The 16,192-nt window shown below is 46.3% G+C and carries 13 protein-coding genes; 6 read left to right on the top strand and 7 right to left on the bottom strand.

Going from position 1 to position 16,192, the window contains the following annotated elements; genetic code table 11:
- Nucleotides 1–129 precede the first annotated feature (129 nt).
- Both AC27G9_RS06305 and AC27G9_RS06300 read right to left on the bottom strand, forming a co-directional pair.
- On the bottom strand, nucleotides 130–984 hold the full coding sequence (locus tag AC27G9_RS06305) for a response regulator (protein ID WP_487072208.1): 855 nt from the start codon (nucleotides 982–984) through the stop codon (nucleotides 130–132).
- 219 nt (nucleotides 985–1,203) lie between these two features.
- Nucleotides 1,204–2,601, bottom strand: a complete 1,398-nt coding sequence (locus tag AC27G9_RS06300; RefSeq protein ID WP_487072206.1) for a PhoH family protein — start codon at nucleotides 2,599–2,601, stop codon at nucleotides 1,204–1,206.
- A gap of 366 nt (nucleotides 2,602–2,967) precedes the next feature.
- Here AC27G9_RS06300 and rapA point away from each other — a divergent pair, with 366 nt between their 5' ends.
- From rapA to AC27G9_RS06270, 6 genes are all read left to right on the top strand, one after another.
- The gene (rapA, locus tag AC27G9_RS06295; protein ID WP_487072204.1) at nucleotides 2,968–5,793 is read left to right on the top strand and encodes an RNA polymerase-associated protein RapA; all 2,826 of its coding nucleotides are present in this window, start codon (nucleotides 2,968–2,970) and stop codon (nucleotides 5,791–5,793) included.
- Nucleotides 5,793–6,497 carry a pseudouridine synthase gene (locus tag AC27G9_RS06290; protein WP_487072202.1) on the top strand — a complete coding sequence of 235 codons (705 nt, stop codon included), beginning with the start codon at nucleotides 5,793–5,795 and terminating at the stop codon, nucleotides 6,495–6,497. The genes rapA and AC27G9_RS06290 overlap by 1 nt, the downstream gene beginning before the upstream one ends.
- 82 nt (nucleotides 6,498–6,579) lie before the next feature.
- Entirely contained in the window at nucleotides 6,580–7,440 is an 861-nt protein-coding gene (locus AC27G9_RS06285; RefSeq protein WP_487072200.1) for a DUF3530 family protein, read from the top strand.
- 216 nt (nucleotides 7,441–7,656) lie between these two features.
- The gene (locus AC27G9_RS06280; protein ID WP_487072198.1) at nucleotides 7,657–7,980 is read left to right on the top strand and encodes a hypothetical protein; all 324 of its coding nucleotides are present in this window, start codon (nucleotides 7,657–7,659) and stop codon (nucleotides 7,978–7,980) included.
- A 132-nt stretch (nucleotides 7,981–8,112) separates the two neighbouring features.
- Nucleotides 8,113–9,435 (top strand): AmpG family muropeptide MFS transporter, encoded by a 1,323-nt coding sequence (locus AC27G9_RS06275; protein ID WP_487072196.1) that lies wholly within the window; start codon nucleotides 8,113–8,115, stop codon nucleotides 9,433–9,435.
- A 121-nt stretch (nucleotides 9,436–9,556) separates the two neighbouring features.
- Nucleotides 9,557–11,737 carry a response regulator gene (locus AC27G9_RS06270; protein ID WP_487072194.1) on the top strand — a complete coding sequence of 727 codons (2,181 nt, stop codon included), beginning with the start codon at nucleotides 9,557–9,559 and terminating at the stop codon, nucleotides 11,735–11,737.
- On the opposite strand, the gene AC27G9_RS06265 is transcribed toward AC27G9_RS06270, so the two are convergent.
- Genes AC27G9_RS06265 through AC27G9_RS06245 form a run of 5 tightly spaced genes read right to left on the bottom strand, consistent with a single transcriptional unit; the run spans nucleotide 11,719 to nucleotide 16,164 of the window.
- Nucleotides 11,719–12,684, bottom strand: a complete 966-nt coding sequence (locus AC27G9_RS06265; protein ID WP_487072192.1) for a GGDEF domain-containing protein — start codon at nucleotides 12,682–12,684, stop codon at nucleotides 11,719–11,721. The genes AC27G9_RS06270 and AC27G9_RS06265 overlap by 19 nt on opposite strands.
- A gap of 3 nt (nucleotides 12,685–12,687) precedes the next feature.
- The gene (locus AC27G9_RS06260) at nucleotides 12,688–13,704 is read right to left on the bottom strand and encodes a response regulator (RefSeq protein WP_487072190.1); all 1,017 of its coding nucleotides are present in this window, start codon (nucleotides 13,702–13,704) and stop codon (nucleotides 12,688–12,690) included.
- Between the two features lie 9 nt (nucleotides 13,705–13,713).
- Complete coding sequence (locus AC27G9_RS06255; protein WP_487072188.1) at nucleotides 13,714–14,547, bottom strand: thymidylate synthase; 834 nt, start codon at nucleotides 14,545–14,547, stop codon at nucleotides 13,714–13,716.
- 12 nt (nucleotides 14,548–14,559) lie between these two features.
- Nucleotides 14,560–15,366, bottom strand: coding sequence for a prolipoprotein diacylglyceryl transferase (gene lgt, locus AC27G9_RS06250; RefSeq protein ID WP_487072186.1), 807 nt, complete (start codon nucleotides 15,364–15,366; stop codon nucleotides 14,560–14,562).
- 3 nt (nucleotides 15,367–15,369) lie between these two features.
- A complete protein-coding gene (locus AC27G9_RS06245) occupies nucleotides 15,370–16,164 on the bottom strand; it encodes a sulfite exporter TauE/SafE family protein (protein ID WP_487072184.1) in 795 nt (264 codons plus the stop codon).
- Between the last annotated feature and the right edge of the window lie 28 nt (nucleotides 16,165–16,192).

Genomic DNA, 16,192 nt, shown 5'->3' with positions numbered 1-16,192 from the left:
AAGTTAGTTTTAACCTCTGTTAGCGCAGCGCACTAACACTTAAAAACTATATATAAACAAGAGAGTAGTAGGTTTAAATTGTTGTGAAATGTTTTGAAAGATTTTGAATCAACACGATATTGAAGGTATTTACTGCGACTTATCACCTTCGACAATAAAGGTATCAACATAGTCGTACAATGATAAGGACTCCACCGCAACTGCCTGCCCCCCCAAAGATTTTATTTCTTCAACCAATTCAGGTGTAGAGTGCCAAGTGTAAAGTATGAAGGGAGTTTGGTTATTCATCGCCCGTATCTTTTCGAGTAAATGAATACCGGCCAGCTTGTCGTCATGACGGCCCATATCAGAAATAACTAACTGGTATTGATACAGTGACAATAAGCGCAATGCTTCTTCCGTCGATTCGACAGAATAGACCGCTATTTTGTTGGATTCAAAATGCGCTCGTTCTTTTTCATTATTAATAGGATTGTCATCGACCCACAAAATTCGGTAGTTCGCCCCCACTGGCTCCTGTGTAATAAGTGTATGAGTCTCTCGCTCAATGTTGGTCGCCAACAATAATAGCAACAGGAGAGAGCCTACCAATAAGAGTGCCACCGTCGTTTTTCTAGTTAACGGGTTTGCGATTGTTGGGGAGGTTGAAGGCGTGGGTTCGCTAGTTTGTTCCAGCTGTTTAGCCAATTCAACGGCAAGTCGATAGCCTTTGCCGTGCACTGTTTGCAATAGAGGGCCATTATAGCCTGCCGTTTTGAATATCTTGCGGGTGTCTGAGATCAACTTGGACAACGACCAGTCGCTGACGACGGTATCGGGCCACGCGGCTTTGAGTAATTGTTGTTTCGTACACGTATTGGGATAGGCGTTGATCAATTGCTCAAAAATGACAAATGCCCTATCGTCTATATCGACCAATGTTCCCTGTACCATCAACTGACGGTTAGTAAAGTCGAGGCTAAACTCTTGAAAATCCCTAAACAAGATGAGGTCCTACGCAACTATCATTTAACAAATTCAAATCGCTGCAACATCATACAGCAACATTCAACACGCACTAGCGTAGAACAATTTGTTTGTTTTTGAAACTCGATGAGACTAACTGCATTGAGCCGTCCAAAAAGCAATAACGGTTAGGTTACTGCTTTTGAGACGCTCATTTTGGGCACAATGCCGTGTCCCCCTGTGTCGTTATAAACGAGTCTAGAGCTGTTCTTCGGCAAATTCAGCCAGACGGCTTCTGACCACACCGTCCAAATTAATCGTTGCGCTGCCCGAAAAGTTTTTAAACTTCTCGACTAGGTAGGTCAATCCAGACGTAACGGCGCTCAAGTAATTGCTATCTATTTGCGCTAAGTTACCGCCACAGATTAGCTTAGTGCCCTCGCCACAGCGGGTAATAATGGTCTTTAGCTGAGAGGCCGTTAAGTTCTGCGACTCATCCAAGATAACGATGGAATTTTGAATGCTCCTGCCGCGCATAAAGTTAACTGACTTGAACTGAATATTGGCTTTTTCCATGATGTAGTTCATCGAACCTTTGACGTTCTCATCGTGTTTGTGAAGCACTTCTAAAGAGTCTGTTATTGCCGCTAACCAAGGTGCCATTTTTTCCTCTTCTGTACCAGGTAAGAAACCAATAGACTCGGCGATCTCGGGCGTGCTACGAGTTACGATGATCTTGTCATACATGTTCTTCTCTACCACCATCTCGAGCGCTGCCGCTAAGGCCAACAAAGTTTTACCGCTACCGGCGGGGCCTGTCAGAACGACTAAATCAATATGGGGGTCGAGTAACGCGTGTAACGCCATGGCTTGGCCAATGTTTTTCGGGGAAATTCCCCAAGCATGCCGTCCCATTAACCGTTCATAGCCCAGATCTAAGACTTCGAGCTCATCTGAGGTAATGGATTCGACGAGACCCGCAAAATGCCCTGTATCATCAACTAAAAACTCGTTTACATAGGCTTCTGGCAGCATCGATTTAGGAATCGTGTGTATGGTGTCGCGTCCTTCCGTTCGACTATCGACTGATTTCACTTTTTCCCAAAAATCACCTTCAAACTGGTGATAGCCTTTGGACAAGTATTTTATATCACTGACGAGTTGGTCAGTTCGGTAATCTTCGACATTATCTAGCCCCGCGCCTTTTGCTTTAAGCCGCATATTAAGGTCTTTAGTGACCAATACGACTTGTTGTGGTGCATGGGACGCCTGCAACATCAGTGCGACATTTATGATTCGATTGTCATTTTCGTTACTGGTGAAGACTTGTTGCGATTCAGCCATATTCAAATCGGCGTAAATCGAAAGCTCGCCCGAAGGTGCCGCGTCGCCCGCACCAAGCCCCTTCATTGAGACCCCTGCGATCAATTCTTCGGGTTTAGCATCGTGTAATAGGTCTTCCATTGAACGAATAGAAACACGGGCATCTCGGGCGACGTCCTTTTTACTGTCCTTGATATAGTCGAGTTCTTCGAGCACCGTCATAGGAACAACAACGTCGTGTTCTTTGAAAGAAGTAAAAGCTAGCGGTTCGTGTAACAGGATGTTGGTATCTAATACGTAGATTTTGATATCTGGGGATTTTTTTCGTGGCATCCGTCGCTCCGTAGGTCATAACTAAGCGCGCTTAACTGCTGCGTGCGTTAAAGCGTCTCGCGTCGGGAGCGAATGCAAGTTGAATCGAACCACTCACTCCGTGTCGCGTCGACTCACATACTCACCATAATCCACTTTCGTGACATTTACACTTAATTTTCACGTTAATTTGTAAATTAAATTGAATTGCTATTGTGACCGCAGGAGGCCCGCGATTTATGCTACACTTTGTTGATACCACCCACTTGTTGCAGGTAGTGTAGAAGATGAAAAAAATCGACTTTTCTGCCTACTTTTGCGCGCTTCATTTTGCGTCTTCATCACTTCACCAGTACAATACGCGCCCGATTGAATTAAGTAGATATTATGAGCTCAAACAACGTCTTTTCCGTAGGCCAACGCTGGCTGAGTAATACCGAATCCGAACTGGGTTTAGGTGCCGTTATCAGTGTCGATTTTCGCGCTGTAGAAATGCTGTATCCCGCTACAGGCGAGAGCCGTATTTACACAAAAGACAACGCCCCTCTAACTCGCTTAGCATTCGAGGTTGGCGATACGGTCAAAAGTCAGGATGGCTGGGAGCTTACCATCACTGAAGTCGAAGACCACAATGATGTTCTGATATACCTCGGATTTCGAGAAGACACCAAAGAGCAAGTGCGTCTGCCAGAAACGTTTTTAGACCACCACATCAAACTCAATCAACCGGAAAAGCGGTTGTTCAACGGCCAACTCGATGCGCCTAAATGGTTCGATTTGCGCCTTGCTTCGACCCAATATTTACATCAACGCGCAAAGTCTTCGACAATTGGCTTAACGGGAGCCCGAATCGAACTGATTCCCCATCAGATACACATTGCCTCCGAAGTGGGTCAACGCCATGCTCCAAGAGTATTACTTGCTGACGAGGTGGGGTTGGGTAAAACCATTGAAGCCGCATTGATCATCCACCAGCAAATCATGACGGGAAAGGCATCTAGGGTTTTGATCGTTGTACCTAACTCCTTGGTCCACCAATGGTTGGTAGAAATGTTACGCCGTGTCAATTTGGCCTTTTCTATATTCGACGAAGACCGATGCGAGGCATTGACCGAAGAGTTAGACAACCCATTTGACAATGATCAGCTGGTACTGTGTAGCTTGGATTTTTTACGCGACAATCCAGAACGCCAAGCCCAAGTATTAGATACCAGTTGGGATCTGTTAGTGGTCGATGAAGCGCACCATTTAGCTTGGTCCAAAGACGTGCCGTCGCAAGAATACCTGTTAGTAGAACAGCTCGCGCAGCATATTCCCGCAGTGCTGTTGTTAACGGCAACACCAGACCAATTGGGCCATGAGAGCCATTTTGCCCGACTTCGCCTTCTCGATCCGGCTCGCTTCCATGATTACCACTCGTTTATTGCAGAAGAAAACCAGTATAGCGCCCTTGCAGAGGCAGTAAGTCCACTGTTAGAAGACGAACCTCTGACGCTCGAGCAAAAGGCAAGGTTAGTCGAGTTAGCGCCTGAAATCATGGCACATCACGAAGTATTAGACACACCAGAACAACGTGAACCTTTGTTAAAGCAACTTATCGACTGCCATGGTACAGGTCGAATTTTATTTCGAAATCGCAGAGCGGGAATAGAAGGCTTCCCTGAACGAATTTTACATAACTACACATTGCCCTTACCTGATGCCTATCAACCGATGACGACAGGAAGCGACCTTACATTAGCACTCTACCCCGAGCGCGATGCGTCACTCGTGGACAGCTGGACGGACATTGATCCCAGAGTAGAGTGGTTACTTGAGTTTTTACCTCAAGTGAAGCCAGCGAAAGTCCTATTGATATGTGCCAGCGATGTCACCGTCCAGCAGTTGTCTGAAGCGATACGGGTGAAATCAGGGATCCGTCATGCGGTATTCCACAAAGGCATGAGTATTGTCGAACGCGATAAAGCCGCTCACTATTTTGCGCAAGAGGAAGACGGTGCACAGATACTCTTGTGTAGTGAGATTGGTAGTGAAGGCCGTAACTTCCAGTTTGCCAAGCATCTCGTATTGTTTGATTTACCGCTAACGCCTGATCTTCTCGAACAACGTATTGGACGCCTAGACCGTATCGGGCAGAAAAATGACGTGAATATCCATGTGCCTGTATTTGAAAGTACGGCTCAGAACGTATTGTCACAGTGGTATACCCATGGATTGAACGCCTTTGATGAAACCTGCCCAACAGGTTCGGCAGTATTCGATGCATTGAAAACTGACCTTATCGGTGCGTTGTTGCACCCGAGTGACCAAAGCTTAACTGACAACCTGATAGCACAGAGTAAAACCCTTAACGACAACCTGAAGCAACAATTGGAAGAAGGCCGCGATAGACTGTTGGAACTCAATGCGTCAGGCTCAGGTAAAGTCGACACATTACTCGAAGATATTGTTGAGCTTGATTCAAACATTGACTTGCAGCGCTTTATGGGCCGACTGCTTGATGCCCTTGGTGTACAGCAAGAAGAAAAGGGTAATGATTGCTTTATCCTCAAGCCTACCGAACGCATGGTTAGCCATCTCCCGGGGCTTGACCCCGAAGGTATGACAGTCACTTACCGCCGCCGCGTTGCGACCACCTTGGAGCACGTGCATTTCTTAAGCTGGGATCACCCGCTTGTGCACAATGCGATGGATATGGTGCTTACTGATACTCACGGCAGGGCTAGTGTCGGCTTTATCGCGGATAAAACTCTGCCTAAAGGCGCTTATTGGCTGGAAGCCATTTATGTTTTGGCGGCCAAAGCCCCCTCGGCATTGCAACTTTCACGGTTCTTACCCTCGACTCCTATCCGACTGTGTTTGGACGCGCAAGGGAATCCTGTGGAGCTGGATTTTGATGTAACCAAAGGCCCGGGCAAAAAGATTAGTCACCAACTCGCACAAGCATTGCAACAGCCCATTGCATTGCATTTAGAAAAAGCACAACGCCTTGCGCACAGTAAAGCCAATGAAATTCTGAGTGAAGCCTTGTCATCCATGCACGGTGCACTTGGCGCAGAATGTCAACGCTTACGCGATTTGCAGGCACAAAACCCGGCGGTTCGCGACGAGGAAATCGAGTTCATCGAGTTGCAAATGAAGGCCTTAGATAAAGTACTACAGGAAGCAGATATTCAGCTTGATGCCTTGCGAATTGTGGTAAACAACCCCTAATGGCAAATCCACCGTTCGTTTATTCGCCACCACAATCGCCTTTTCTCGACATCGTTTATTACGACAACGATATTATTGTGGCGAATAAGCCCAGCGGGTTATTGACGGTGCCAGGAAAAGATCCTGCGCACCGCGACTCGCTTATCACCAGAATTAATCTCGTTTGGCCTACGGCTAAAATCGTACACCGCCTCGACATGGCGACGTCGGGTATCATTATTCTGGCGATGAATAAAGATAGCCACAGGCACCTATCTCGCCAATTTGAGACCCGAAAAACCAAAAAACGCTATTTCGCTCGTGTTTTCGGCACACTTGCTCAAACGTCTGGAGAAATTAATCTGCCTTTGATTTGCGATTGGCCAAATCGCCCCAAACAGATGGTCGATTTCGACAACGGCAAACCCGCGCAAACGCATTATTCCTTGGTTCAACAGGCACCTGATTGGGCGTTAGTTAAGCTCTTGCCAGTCACGGGGCGCTCACATCAATTACGGGTTCATATGCTGTCTCTTGGCCACCCTATTTTGGGCGACCGTCTTTACGCTTCAGCGCAAGCCCTAACGATGGCCGACCGGTTGCAGTTGCACGCACAATGCCTCGGTATCTTTCATCCAGTGACAAATGAATGGCATAACTTTTCGGCACCCTTGCCCTTTGACAATTGCGCACCTCTCAATGATGAGTCACTAGTCGCACTGTAATCCGCCAACACGTTACAGCGCTAAATGTTTTACAGCATGTGTCGATAACCTGACTATTCCTATGACATAAAATCGAGGCGATGTGGCTTTTTTTGGTCTAGCAAAACGCAATATTTCTAGTTTGCTGATACTGTGTTTAGCACTCGTGCTTTGCTCTATGCCTACACTCGCCCAGGTCCAAGACGACTACCTTCGCTACATGCCAGAAAACCAATACAGTACATTGCTGGTTGGCGAGACGTCGGTCCCCATATTTGATAGTGAGCCAACCACACCACTCTCTAAAGGTGCGGTCATCATCCTAGTCTCGACGGGTCAATATGGTTTGAATTTTTCCGAAGGACAACAACTTGCCACCATGCTCAATTCTTGGGGGTGGTACACCACGGTAGTACCCTATGCCTTGGCGGTAGATAGCTCGGAAGACATGGTTAAATCGATGGAAGGTGGCTCGGCGCCTATTGACAGTATGTTGCATCCCTCCGTCGATTATCAATCGACGCAAACGCAAATGATGCAGCTGATTGCCGCGCTCTACAACCACACATCCAACCACCAAGGCTTCAAAATTATTGTCAGTCACGGTATGCATGCGGCGCATATTTTAGCCCTGACGGCAGAAGGACAAATCGCACCGCCGGATAGTTTGGTCACCATTTCGCCATATTGGCCAGAGCGGATGCACAACCAAAAAGTCACAGATAATGTTGCCATGACTACCAGCCCATTGTTGGACATTGGCGCGCCTCAGTCTAACAACTGGGATGCGATGACGTTATCTGACCGAAGACACAAAGCAATACGCCAACTCAAAATGCACTACAGGCAAAAGGTGATTAATGGCAGCCGAGTAGCATCCTCTGGCCAACCGGACGCCCTCTCCCCGCATGTCGCTTGGCTGAGTAAGGAGATTCAAGGCTGGCTCACCCACATGGGTTGGTAACCTTCTGATTTTGTTCTTTATTGGCACAATGAGTTGACCGTCTGGACAAAGCTACTATCTACGCCTATGATTTACACATGCCCACTATAGTCCGACGAAAAAGCCCGTGTTTCCTTACACCTGCTTTTTGGTTTTGTCGCATTATTGCGTATGTGGAAGGAAAATCACACGAGGGTGGCTATACTTTTGTGAAGAACTCATTGGCGACCGCAATCCGTGCTAGTAAAACCGTTCATAGACAATAAAGCGAAACAGTTGTGCTTTTATCTTCGAGCATATTGGCTGGGCGAGATCCCCTATGGCGAAATCGAATTGTTTTTCTGGGACACCCTCGAAGAGTGGTGTCAGGTCACCGATAAATTCGAACACCCCTATTCCCAAAAAGAACGAGTATTTTGGCATCTATTGCACCAAGCCCATTTCTGGTCTGAAGACAAACTGAAGTACGATCAGTATTTAGTTGAGGAATTGACGAATTGTGTTGCCTTCTTGGAAGGTAAAGGCATGTGCCCATTCGATTGTATTGGTATTCGCCCTTAGGTCATTTCATCTCGCTATCCCACGTTGGCGAGATACCTGGTACAAGTCATTAAGCAGTGTTTTGTCGGTTGTTGCATCCCCTTTCAATTCATGATCAAATGGCCAAGCCTTTCATTTGGAAACTAGTTATCTGTGACCCAACTTCTTACGGTTTTTAAAGACCGACGCTTAGTCAGTGTTTTTTTCTTTGGTATTGCCAGCGGCTTTCCTTGGTTAATGATAGGTTCCATCATGACCGCTTGGCTTGCCGATGAATCACTCTCTCGTTCAACCATTGGCTTGTTCGGGGCGGTTTTTGCTGTTTATTCAATTAACTTTTTATGGTCTCCTCTTGTTGACCGTATCAAGTTACCTTATCTCGGTCAGCGCCGTGGTTGGATTATCACAATGCAAAGCATCATCGCCATTGCCTGTGTGTTCATGTCGACATTGGACGCGCAACAGAGCCTTTACACCATGGCTTTTATTGGCGTTATTATCGGGCTGGCTTCCGCTACACAAGATATCGCCATCGATGCGTTTCGTATCGATGTGATTGACGAGAATGAAAAAGATAAGCTGTCCGCGGCGTCTTCGGTAGCGACTGCGGGTTGGTGGACAGGGTATGGTGGTTTAGGTGCCATTCCCTTCTTTTTGGTCGATTTCACTCAACTACAATGGCCCGATATCTACTTGTTTATGGCCGCTGGAATGGGTTTACTGATGATGGCAACCTTATGGTCGAAAGAGCCAGTCGTCAATCGAGCTGAAACTTTGCAAGCTGCCGCTCAACGTTACGAACATTCCACGGGGCAACAAAACGCCTTGCTCACATGGTTACTGGTGACGCTTGTTGAACCATTTCGCGAATTCTTTACCCGCAATGGTGTGCAATTCGCGCTATCTATTCTGTTATTCATTTTCTTGTTCAAAATTGGCGAAGCCTTTTTGGGCAAAATGAGTCTCGTTTTTTACAAGGAGATTGGCTTCAGTAATGCAGAGATAGGCAGCCTATCCAAACTATTGAACTGGGGCGTGACCATCATTTTCTCCATTATTGGTGGCATGGTGAATATCAAATACGGTATTTATCGCGGTCTCATGATTGCGGGAATTGCAATGGCAGCCAGCAATTTGATGTTCAGCGTTATTGCTTTAGTCGGCCCTAATCCTTGGCTTTTCGCGGCAACGGTAATTGTTGATGGCTTCACAGCGTCTTGGAGCACGGTCGCGATGGTGGCATTTATCTCACTGATGTGTAACAAAACATTCAGTGCCACACAATACGCCTTAATGGCATCATTGAGCGTCGCAGGACGAACCGTACTGGCGTCAACCAGCGGCTTTTTAGTCGACGGTTTGAATGGCAATTGGTCGCTGTTTTTTTTACTCACCGCCTTAATGGTCATCCCCAGCCTGCTATTTTTGCGAGCGCTAAAAGGTAAAATCACTGAACAAGAGCAAAATAGCGTGTAAATACAAGCTATTTGTCGATTTCGTACCATTACCACTTTGACAAACAAAGCTGCCCCCTTCTATCTTCAATAGACAGGGATCAAAAAGTGGGAAAAGCGTGGATAGCGAAAGGTTACAGGGGATGTTCACCAAGACATATGTCTCGGCACTGGCAGGCATCGCATTGTTGATCGCTATTGCTTTTTCCTATTCGCTATTCATACACCAAGAACAAACCTTATCACCCAGTATTATTAACAAATCGGGTATGCAGCGCATGCTATCCCAACGCATTGCATTGCTTTACGAATTGTTAGTGAGCAGCAACCGCCTAACCAACGAACAACGTCAGTCTATCCAAAGAGAATTGCGATTCCGCGCCCAAGAATTTTTAATCAATCACGAAATGATCACTGGCTCTCAACCGATAGAAGGTGAAATTCATTCACTATCGCCAGCACTCAGCGACTACTACTTTGGCGCGGATAACCCACTGGACACTCGAGTTCGTGCCTATGCAACTGACGCTTTGCTCGTATCTGATATGACACCATTGGAATTGGCCAACCAAGAGCGCAAAAGCGTGTCAGAGATCACAACGATCCTCAACCAACTCGATACTGCCGTAAGAATGTTCGAAGATGAACTTAATGCCAGTATCGAATCGCAAAAACGGGCTGACATCTTCTTTTGGACATTGATTAACGTATGCCTAGTGTTGTTGGGCATTGCCTTATTTAGGCCACTCGCTCGCCGCTTGTTTTATACAGAGGAAGAAGTAGTAGATGACTCTCCTCTTGGCAAAGAGCGCCTGCGGAAAATTCGTGCGAGACAAATTCGCTCAGAATACGTTGCCAAGTTGAGTCATGAATTCCGCACACCCATGAATGCCATTATTGGTACCCTTGAATTGTTACCCAATCTACAAGAAAAACAGTCCTTACTGACCAAGCGGGCAGAGCGCGCTTGTTATCAGATGCTTCGATTGACCGATAATTTGCTAGACATACTCGATGAGGAACAACACCACCAGCCCCCGCCACGTGTGCCTTTTGACTTAATCAGGTTACTCGACGATACCATTTCACCCATGTCAGCCGTAGCGAGAGATAAAAGTTTAGATTTGTATGTTAGCTGCAAAAGAACGCTCCCCCATTACGTCGAGGGCTATCCCAGTGCGATAGCAAAAGCGATTGAAAATGTGCTTGATAACGCCGTAAAGTTCACCGCAAAAGGCGAAATCAGCGTCAGTGTAGACATCAGTGTAGAGGACAAGCGTTTACTACTCAGCATTGATGTGACTGACAGTGGCATTGGCATGCGCCCAAGCGATGTCTCGATCATTTTCGAACGCTTTACCCAAGTGTACATAGGTCCGAAATATCGTTATTCCGGGGCAGGTGTAGGCCTTGCCGTGGCCAAAGAGCAGTTATCTGTGATTGGCGGCACAATCACAGCGGTCAGTGACCTCGGCGCGGGCTCGACCTTTTCTATCAAGGTACCTGTTTATCCATCGGCTATTTCAACTATTGATCAACACGCACCGCCGCAGGGCAAGTTCGCAGTAATCGATGATATTGAAATTAGCCGTCTACACCTGCAAAACTTGATCAAAACCGAGGGCTTTTCAGTCGATATCTACAAATCTGCCGCTGAATTCTTAAGCAAGAAAGACGCGATTACAGATTACCTCGGTATTTTCACCGACTACTTCATGCCGGGAATAGACGGTGTTGAATTGGCTGAGGCGGTATCGGCAATGTACGGTACAAAAGCCCCCCCGGTAGTTCTGCTGTCTGCCACACCCGATATCGCAAACATCGTTGCACTAAGTGATGCTCAGGTATGGCAAACCTTCGTCAAACCGCTAGATATCAATCGGTTTATTGATAGCTTGCACCAACTGTCCAGTCGTGAAAAACAAATCGCAGTGAGTAAATTAGACTCGGAAATTTTGATTGTCGAAGACGAGCCAGTAAATGCAGAAATTATGGTTCATATGGTCACTAATTTAGGCTACAAAGCCACTCACGTCAGCGATGGTGAAGATGCGATTAACTTGTGCAGTACCACGTCATTTAGTGTCATTTTGATGGATATCAGCTTACCTGATGTATCGGGAATCGAAGTAGCACGAATACTGAGGGAAAAGGGAGTGACTACTCCGATTGTCGCAGTCACCGCACACAGTTATGAGTCGGATAAACTTGAAACCCGGCAGGCGGGAATGCGTTATCACTTAGTAAAACCTGTATCTTATCAAGAACTGAAAAACACATTGTCACTATCAATATCAATTGATGCTTACAAAGCCCTTTCATAGTTCGTGATTCGAGACTGGTTTCTGCCACCTAATTTGGCATCGTAAAGCGCCTGATCCGCATATTCTAACCAAGCCATTGCGGAAGGACATACCGGGTTATATTCGGCAAGGCCAAGGCTTACCGTATAACGAATTTCTTGCCCCTCATGCTCAACAATCAATGCTTGAGCCAAGAGTCGAATGCGTTCCGCTACAATTTTGGCATTTTCTGCCGTTGCATCAGTCAGTACCACGGCAAATTCTTCACCACCATAACGACCGGCTAAATCCGTCTCACGAATACTCTTCTTAATGACTCTAGCCAACGACTGAATGACTTTATCGCCAGCTTGGTGACCATAGGTATCGTTGACCTTTTTAAAGTGGTCAATGTCCAACATAATCGCCGTTACAGGCTTTTCTCTGCGCTTGGCCAGTTTATAGATGTTGTCGAATCGCTCTTGCCAATATCGGCGATTGTACAAGCCAGTTAAACCATCGACCCGGCTCATCACTTTGAGTTCTTCGTTTAACCCTTCAACTCTCAGTTTACTCAACGCTTGGTCTGTCACATCGTAGATCATCATACACAACCTATCGATTTCCCCCGTGCTCGACACGAGAGGGAACATGGTGACATTCTGGTACATCACACTTGAGGCCGAAGTAACAGGGCGATTGCTCGAAAATCGGAACAAATATGGCCGTTGTTCCCAAATTAAAAACACAGGCGTATTGAGGTTAAACACAGGCTCTGCTTTCGCGGTTAACCAGGCCTCATCGATATCAGGAAAACTTGTGAACAAGGACTTACCCATTACCTGAGATGGCAATAAATTACTGTGATTTTCCATAAATTGGTTCCACGCTTGCACGTTGAACGCTTTATCAATAACCACAATGCCCACTTCAATCGAGCCTAGTAAGTCTTGTTGCCAGTGAATATCGGCTAAATCAGATATAGACATCGGCTACTCCTCACTGACTGAAACAAGACGTTGATACACTTTTTCCATCGCGTGATCTGGAAACAGTAACAACAAATCAAAGCTGATATCTCGGCTCTTAATCGCATAGCCGATTTCGATTGCCATGAGTTTGCTCCAACGGGAAATGTTGTCGCTCAGCAATACGTCTAAGCCGCGATGTCGGCCTAAAACGATGGGGTGACTATGACTAAACTTGACGTTGAGTTGAGATGAAAGCGCATTCAAACAAGCACCAATAAGGATGTTAGAAACGTCCATCAATGCCTCTAACTCTAGATGTTCAGAGTTTTTAATACTGTCATAACCCAATAGTGTAATGATATTCGTGGTATTGGTGTCGTTAAAAATGACCAATGCCTCACCTTGAATACCCGCGCTGACAAAACCTTTTGATACCGCAGAAACCCGTTCATTTGCATTGATCTCAGCAATTGCCATGTGAAGTTCATTGGTTTCGATGAAGTTCACGTTGGGAATAGGCAAATCAATAAACTCACCTAAGGTTCTCGCGAGGTTTTCCCCGGCTTGGCCCATTGCCACATTAACTAGCTCACGGTAGGCGTCAATGCGATCATCTTGAGAGTCAGATACGCTGGTTTCGACAATCTTGCGCTTTTTGGCATCGCCATCGCCGGAGTAAATACCGTATTGTCGCAATAGCGCAACCAACTTCTGGTTATCGATTGGCTTGCGAATAAAGTCCAGAGCCCCCATCGCCAGCATGCGCTCTCGTGCTTCAGGTTGAACATCTCCCGAAACAACTACAACCATTGTAGGCAAATCTTCTTTGCGAATGACTTCCATTGTTTGATAGCCGTCGAGAACAGGCATATTGAGATCAAGGAACAGGACGTCGCCCTTTCCTTGCTTGATCATATCAAGTGCTTGCTGTCCATGTTCAGCGAAATTGATTTCAACATCCCAACCATCGGGGATCGATTTCGCCATTTGCTTTCGCGCAAAACGAGAATCGTCGCATATCAAGACTTGTGTCGTCATCACACTCTCCTATATCGCAACGGGTGCTTTTATGTGAGGGTGACTTTGATAGTCAACAAGCTGAAAGTCATCAAACGTGAATGAGAATATATCTTTGACCTCTGGGTTTATTTCCATCTTCGGTCTTGGATACGGCGTTCTCGACAGTTGTAAATCCGCTTGTTCAAGATGATTTGAATATAAATGTGCATCGCCAAAAGTATGTACGAAATCGCCAGGTTCAAGGTCACACACTTGGGCAACCATCATGGTCAACAATGCGTAACTGGCGATATTAAATGGCACACCTAAAAAGACGTCGCCACTGCGCTGATACAACTGACAGGATAGCTTACCGTCGAGCACGTAAAACTGAAACATGGTATGGCATGGTGGCAATGCCTGCTTTCCATTGCTCGCATTCTCTCTTGGAGAGTACTGAGTATCTGGTAATACCGCAGGATTCCAAGCACTGACAATAAGGCGACGGGAATCTGGATTCGTTTTGATCTGGTCAATTAACTCACTAATCTGGTCAACGGTTTGCCCGTCTTGAGTTGGCCAACTGCGCCATTGGTGGCCGTAAACAGGCCCTAGCTCACCGTCAACTGTTGCCCATTCATCCCAAATCGATACGCCATTATCTTTCAAATACGCAATATTGGTCTCGCCTTTGAGAAACCACAACAATTCATGGATGATAGACTTCAGGTGGCACTTTTTCGTCGTCACCAACGGGAAGCCTTCCGATAAGTCAAAACGCATTTGGTAACCAAATACGCTGAGTGTACCTGTGCCCGTTCGGTCTTCTTTTTTGATGCCGTTATCCCTAACGTGGCGCATCAACTTCAAATACTCTTTCATGTTTTGTTCTTATTAGTTTTTGGTCGCAGTGGTCTTTTGATTTCGATAGGCGGCGGCGATCAACCAAGCACCTAGCAATATCATTGGCATACTCAGCAATTGACCTTGGCTCAACCCTACTTGATACAAACCTAAATGCGCATCAGGTTCGCGGAAGAATTCAATAATGAACCTGAAAGTACCGTATCCCAACAAAAATACGCCGCTTATCGCTCCAGTAGGCCTCGGTTTCGCTGAATATAGCCAGAGTATAATAAACAGTATTACACCTTCGAGTGCAAATTCATATAGCTGAGATGGGTGGCGCGGAATATTCCCTGCATTGGGGAAGATAACAGCCCAAGCAACATCCGTTTGCCTACCCCAAAGTTCAGCATTTAAGAAGTTTCCAATACGCCCAGCGCCCAACCCAATAGGCACCAATGGCGCAATAAAATCACCAACGGTTAAAAACGTTGTACCTAACCGTTTTGACTGTAGATACAACGCAGCCAATACGCCGAGCAGGCCGCCGTGGAAAGACATTCCCCCCGTCCAAATCTTAAAGAGATACAGTGGGTCGTCTAAAAACAAACCAAACTGATAGAATAAAACATACCCAATGCGACCACCGAGAATAACGCCTAAAAACCCCCAAAAAAGCAGGTCGCCTAGTTGGTCTTTGCTCCAGCCCGTTTGCGGTAAGCGGCGGTTTGCCAATAAATATGCGGCGATAAAACCAATTAGGTACATCATGCCGTACCAGCGAACACTCAGATCTCCAATCGAAAAAATCACTGGATCAATAGCTGGAAATACAAAAAAGTCCTCGTTCCCCATGTGTTAGGTCATTCCTATAATCATTTTTAAACTAATTAGTACCAACAAACCTGCAAATACCTTTTTGAGTTTGTCAGTTTGAAGATTTTGTCCAATTCGCGCGCCTACTCCGGCGGTGAACACAGAAGTGGCAGCAATACTGAGTGTCGCAGGCCAGTATACGTATCCTAACGTGCTATCAGGTAGAGCCTGCCCCCACCCTGCATAGATAAAGCTGGATGTACCGAAAATGGCGATCACGATACCACTCAATGCTGCGCAGCCGATGGCGATGCGAATATTGACTTGAAGCAATATCAGAGCCGGTACCAACAATGCACCTCCGCCAATACCCATTATCGCAGCAAGAATACCAGCGATAAGGCCTACGATAACCAGTAGCAACGGCTTGGCTTCGAATCGCGAGGGTTTAGGTTTCCCAAACACCATCTGCGCCGCGACGCCCAATACCAGAACCGCAAAAACAACCGTTAGCTGTTGTGCTGGTAGCATACTGGCAATCTGTGCCCCCATGGTTGCACCAAAAGCAATACCCAACGCCACCCATATGACAATGGAGGTGTCTAAATTCCCCAACTTATAATGGGCACGCGCCGAGGACATGCCAGTAAAAATAATCGTCGAGAGCGATGTGGCGATAGCAATAGGCATTGCTACAGAAGCATCAAAAGCAAGGTGCTCTGTAAACAAATAGCTCAAAACAGGCACGATAATTAGACCGCCGCCAATCCCCAACATGCCCGCTAACACCCCAACAATACTGCCTAACAACAAGCAAGCAATCACGAATAGCAACATGGAAAAAATTCACTGTTTTAGGTGTTTG

The sequence above is a fragment of the Alteromonas sp. 5NS40-0096 genome, assembly GCF_057544385.1.
This window is presented reverse-complemented; position numbering and strand designations above follow the sequence as displayed.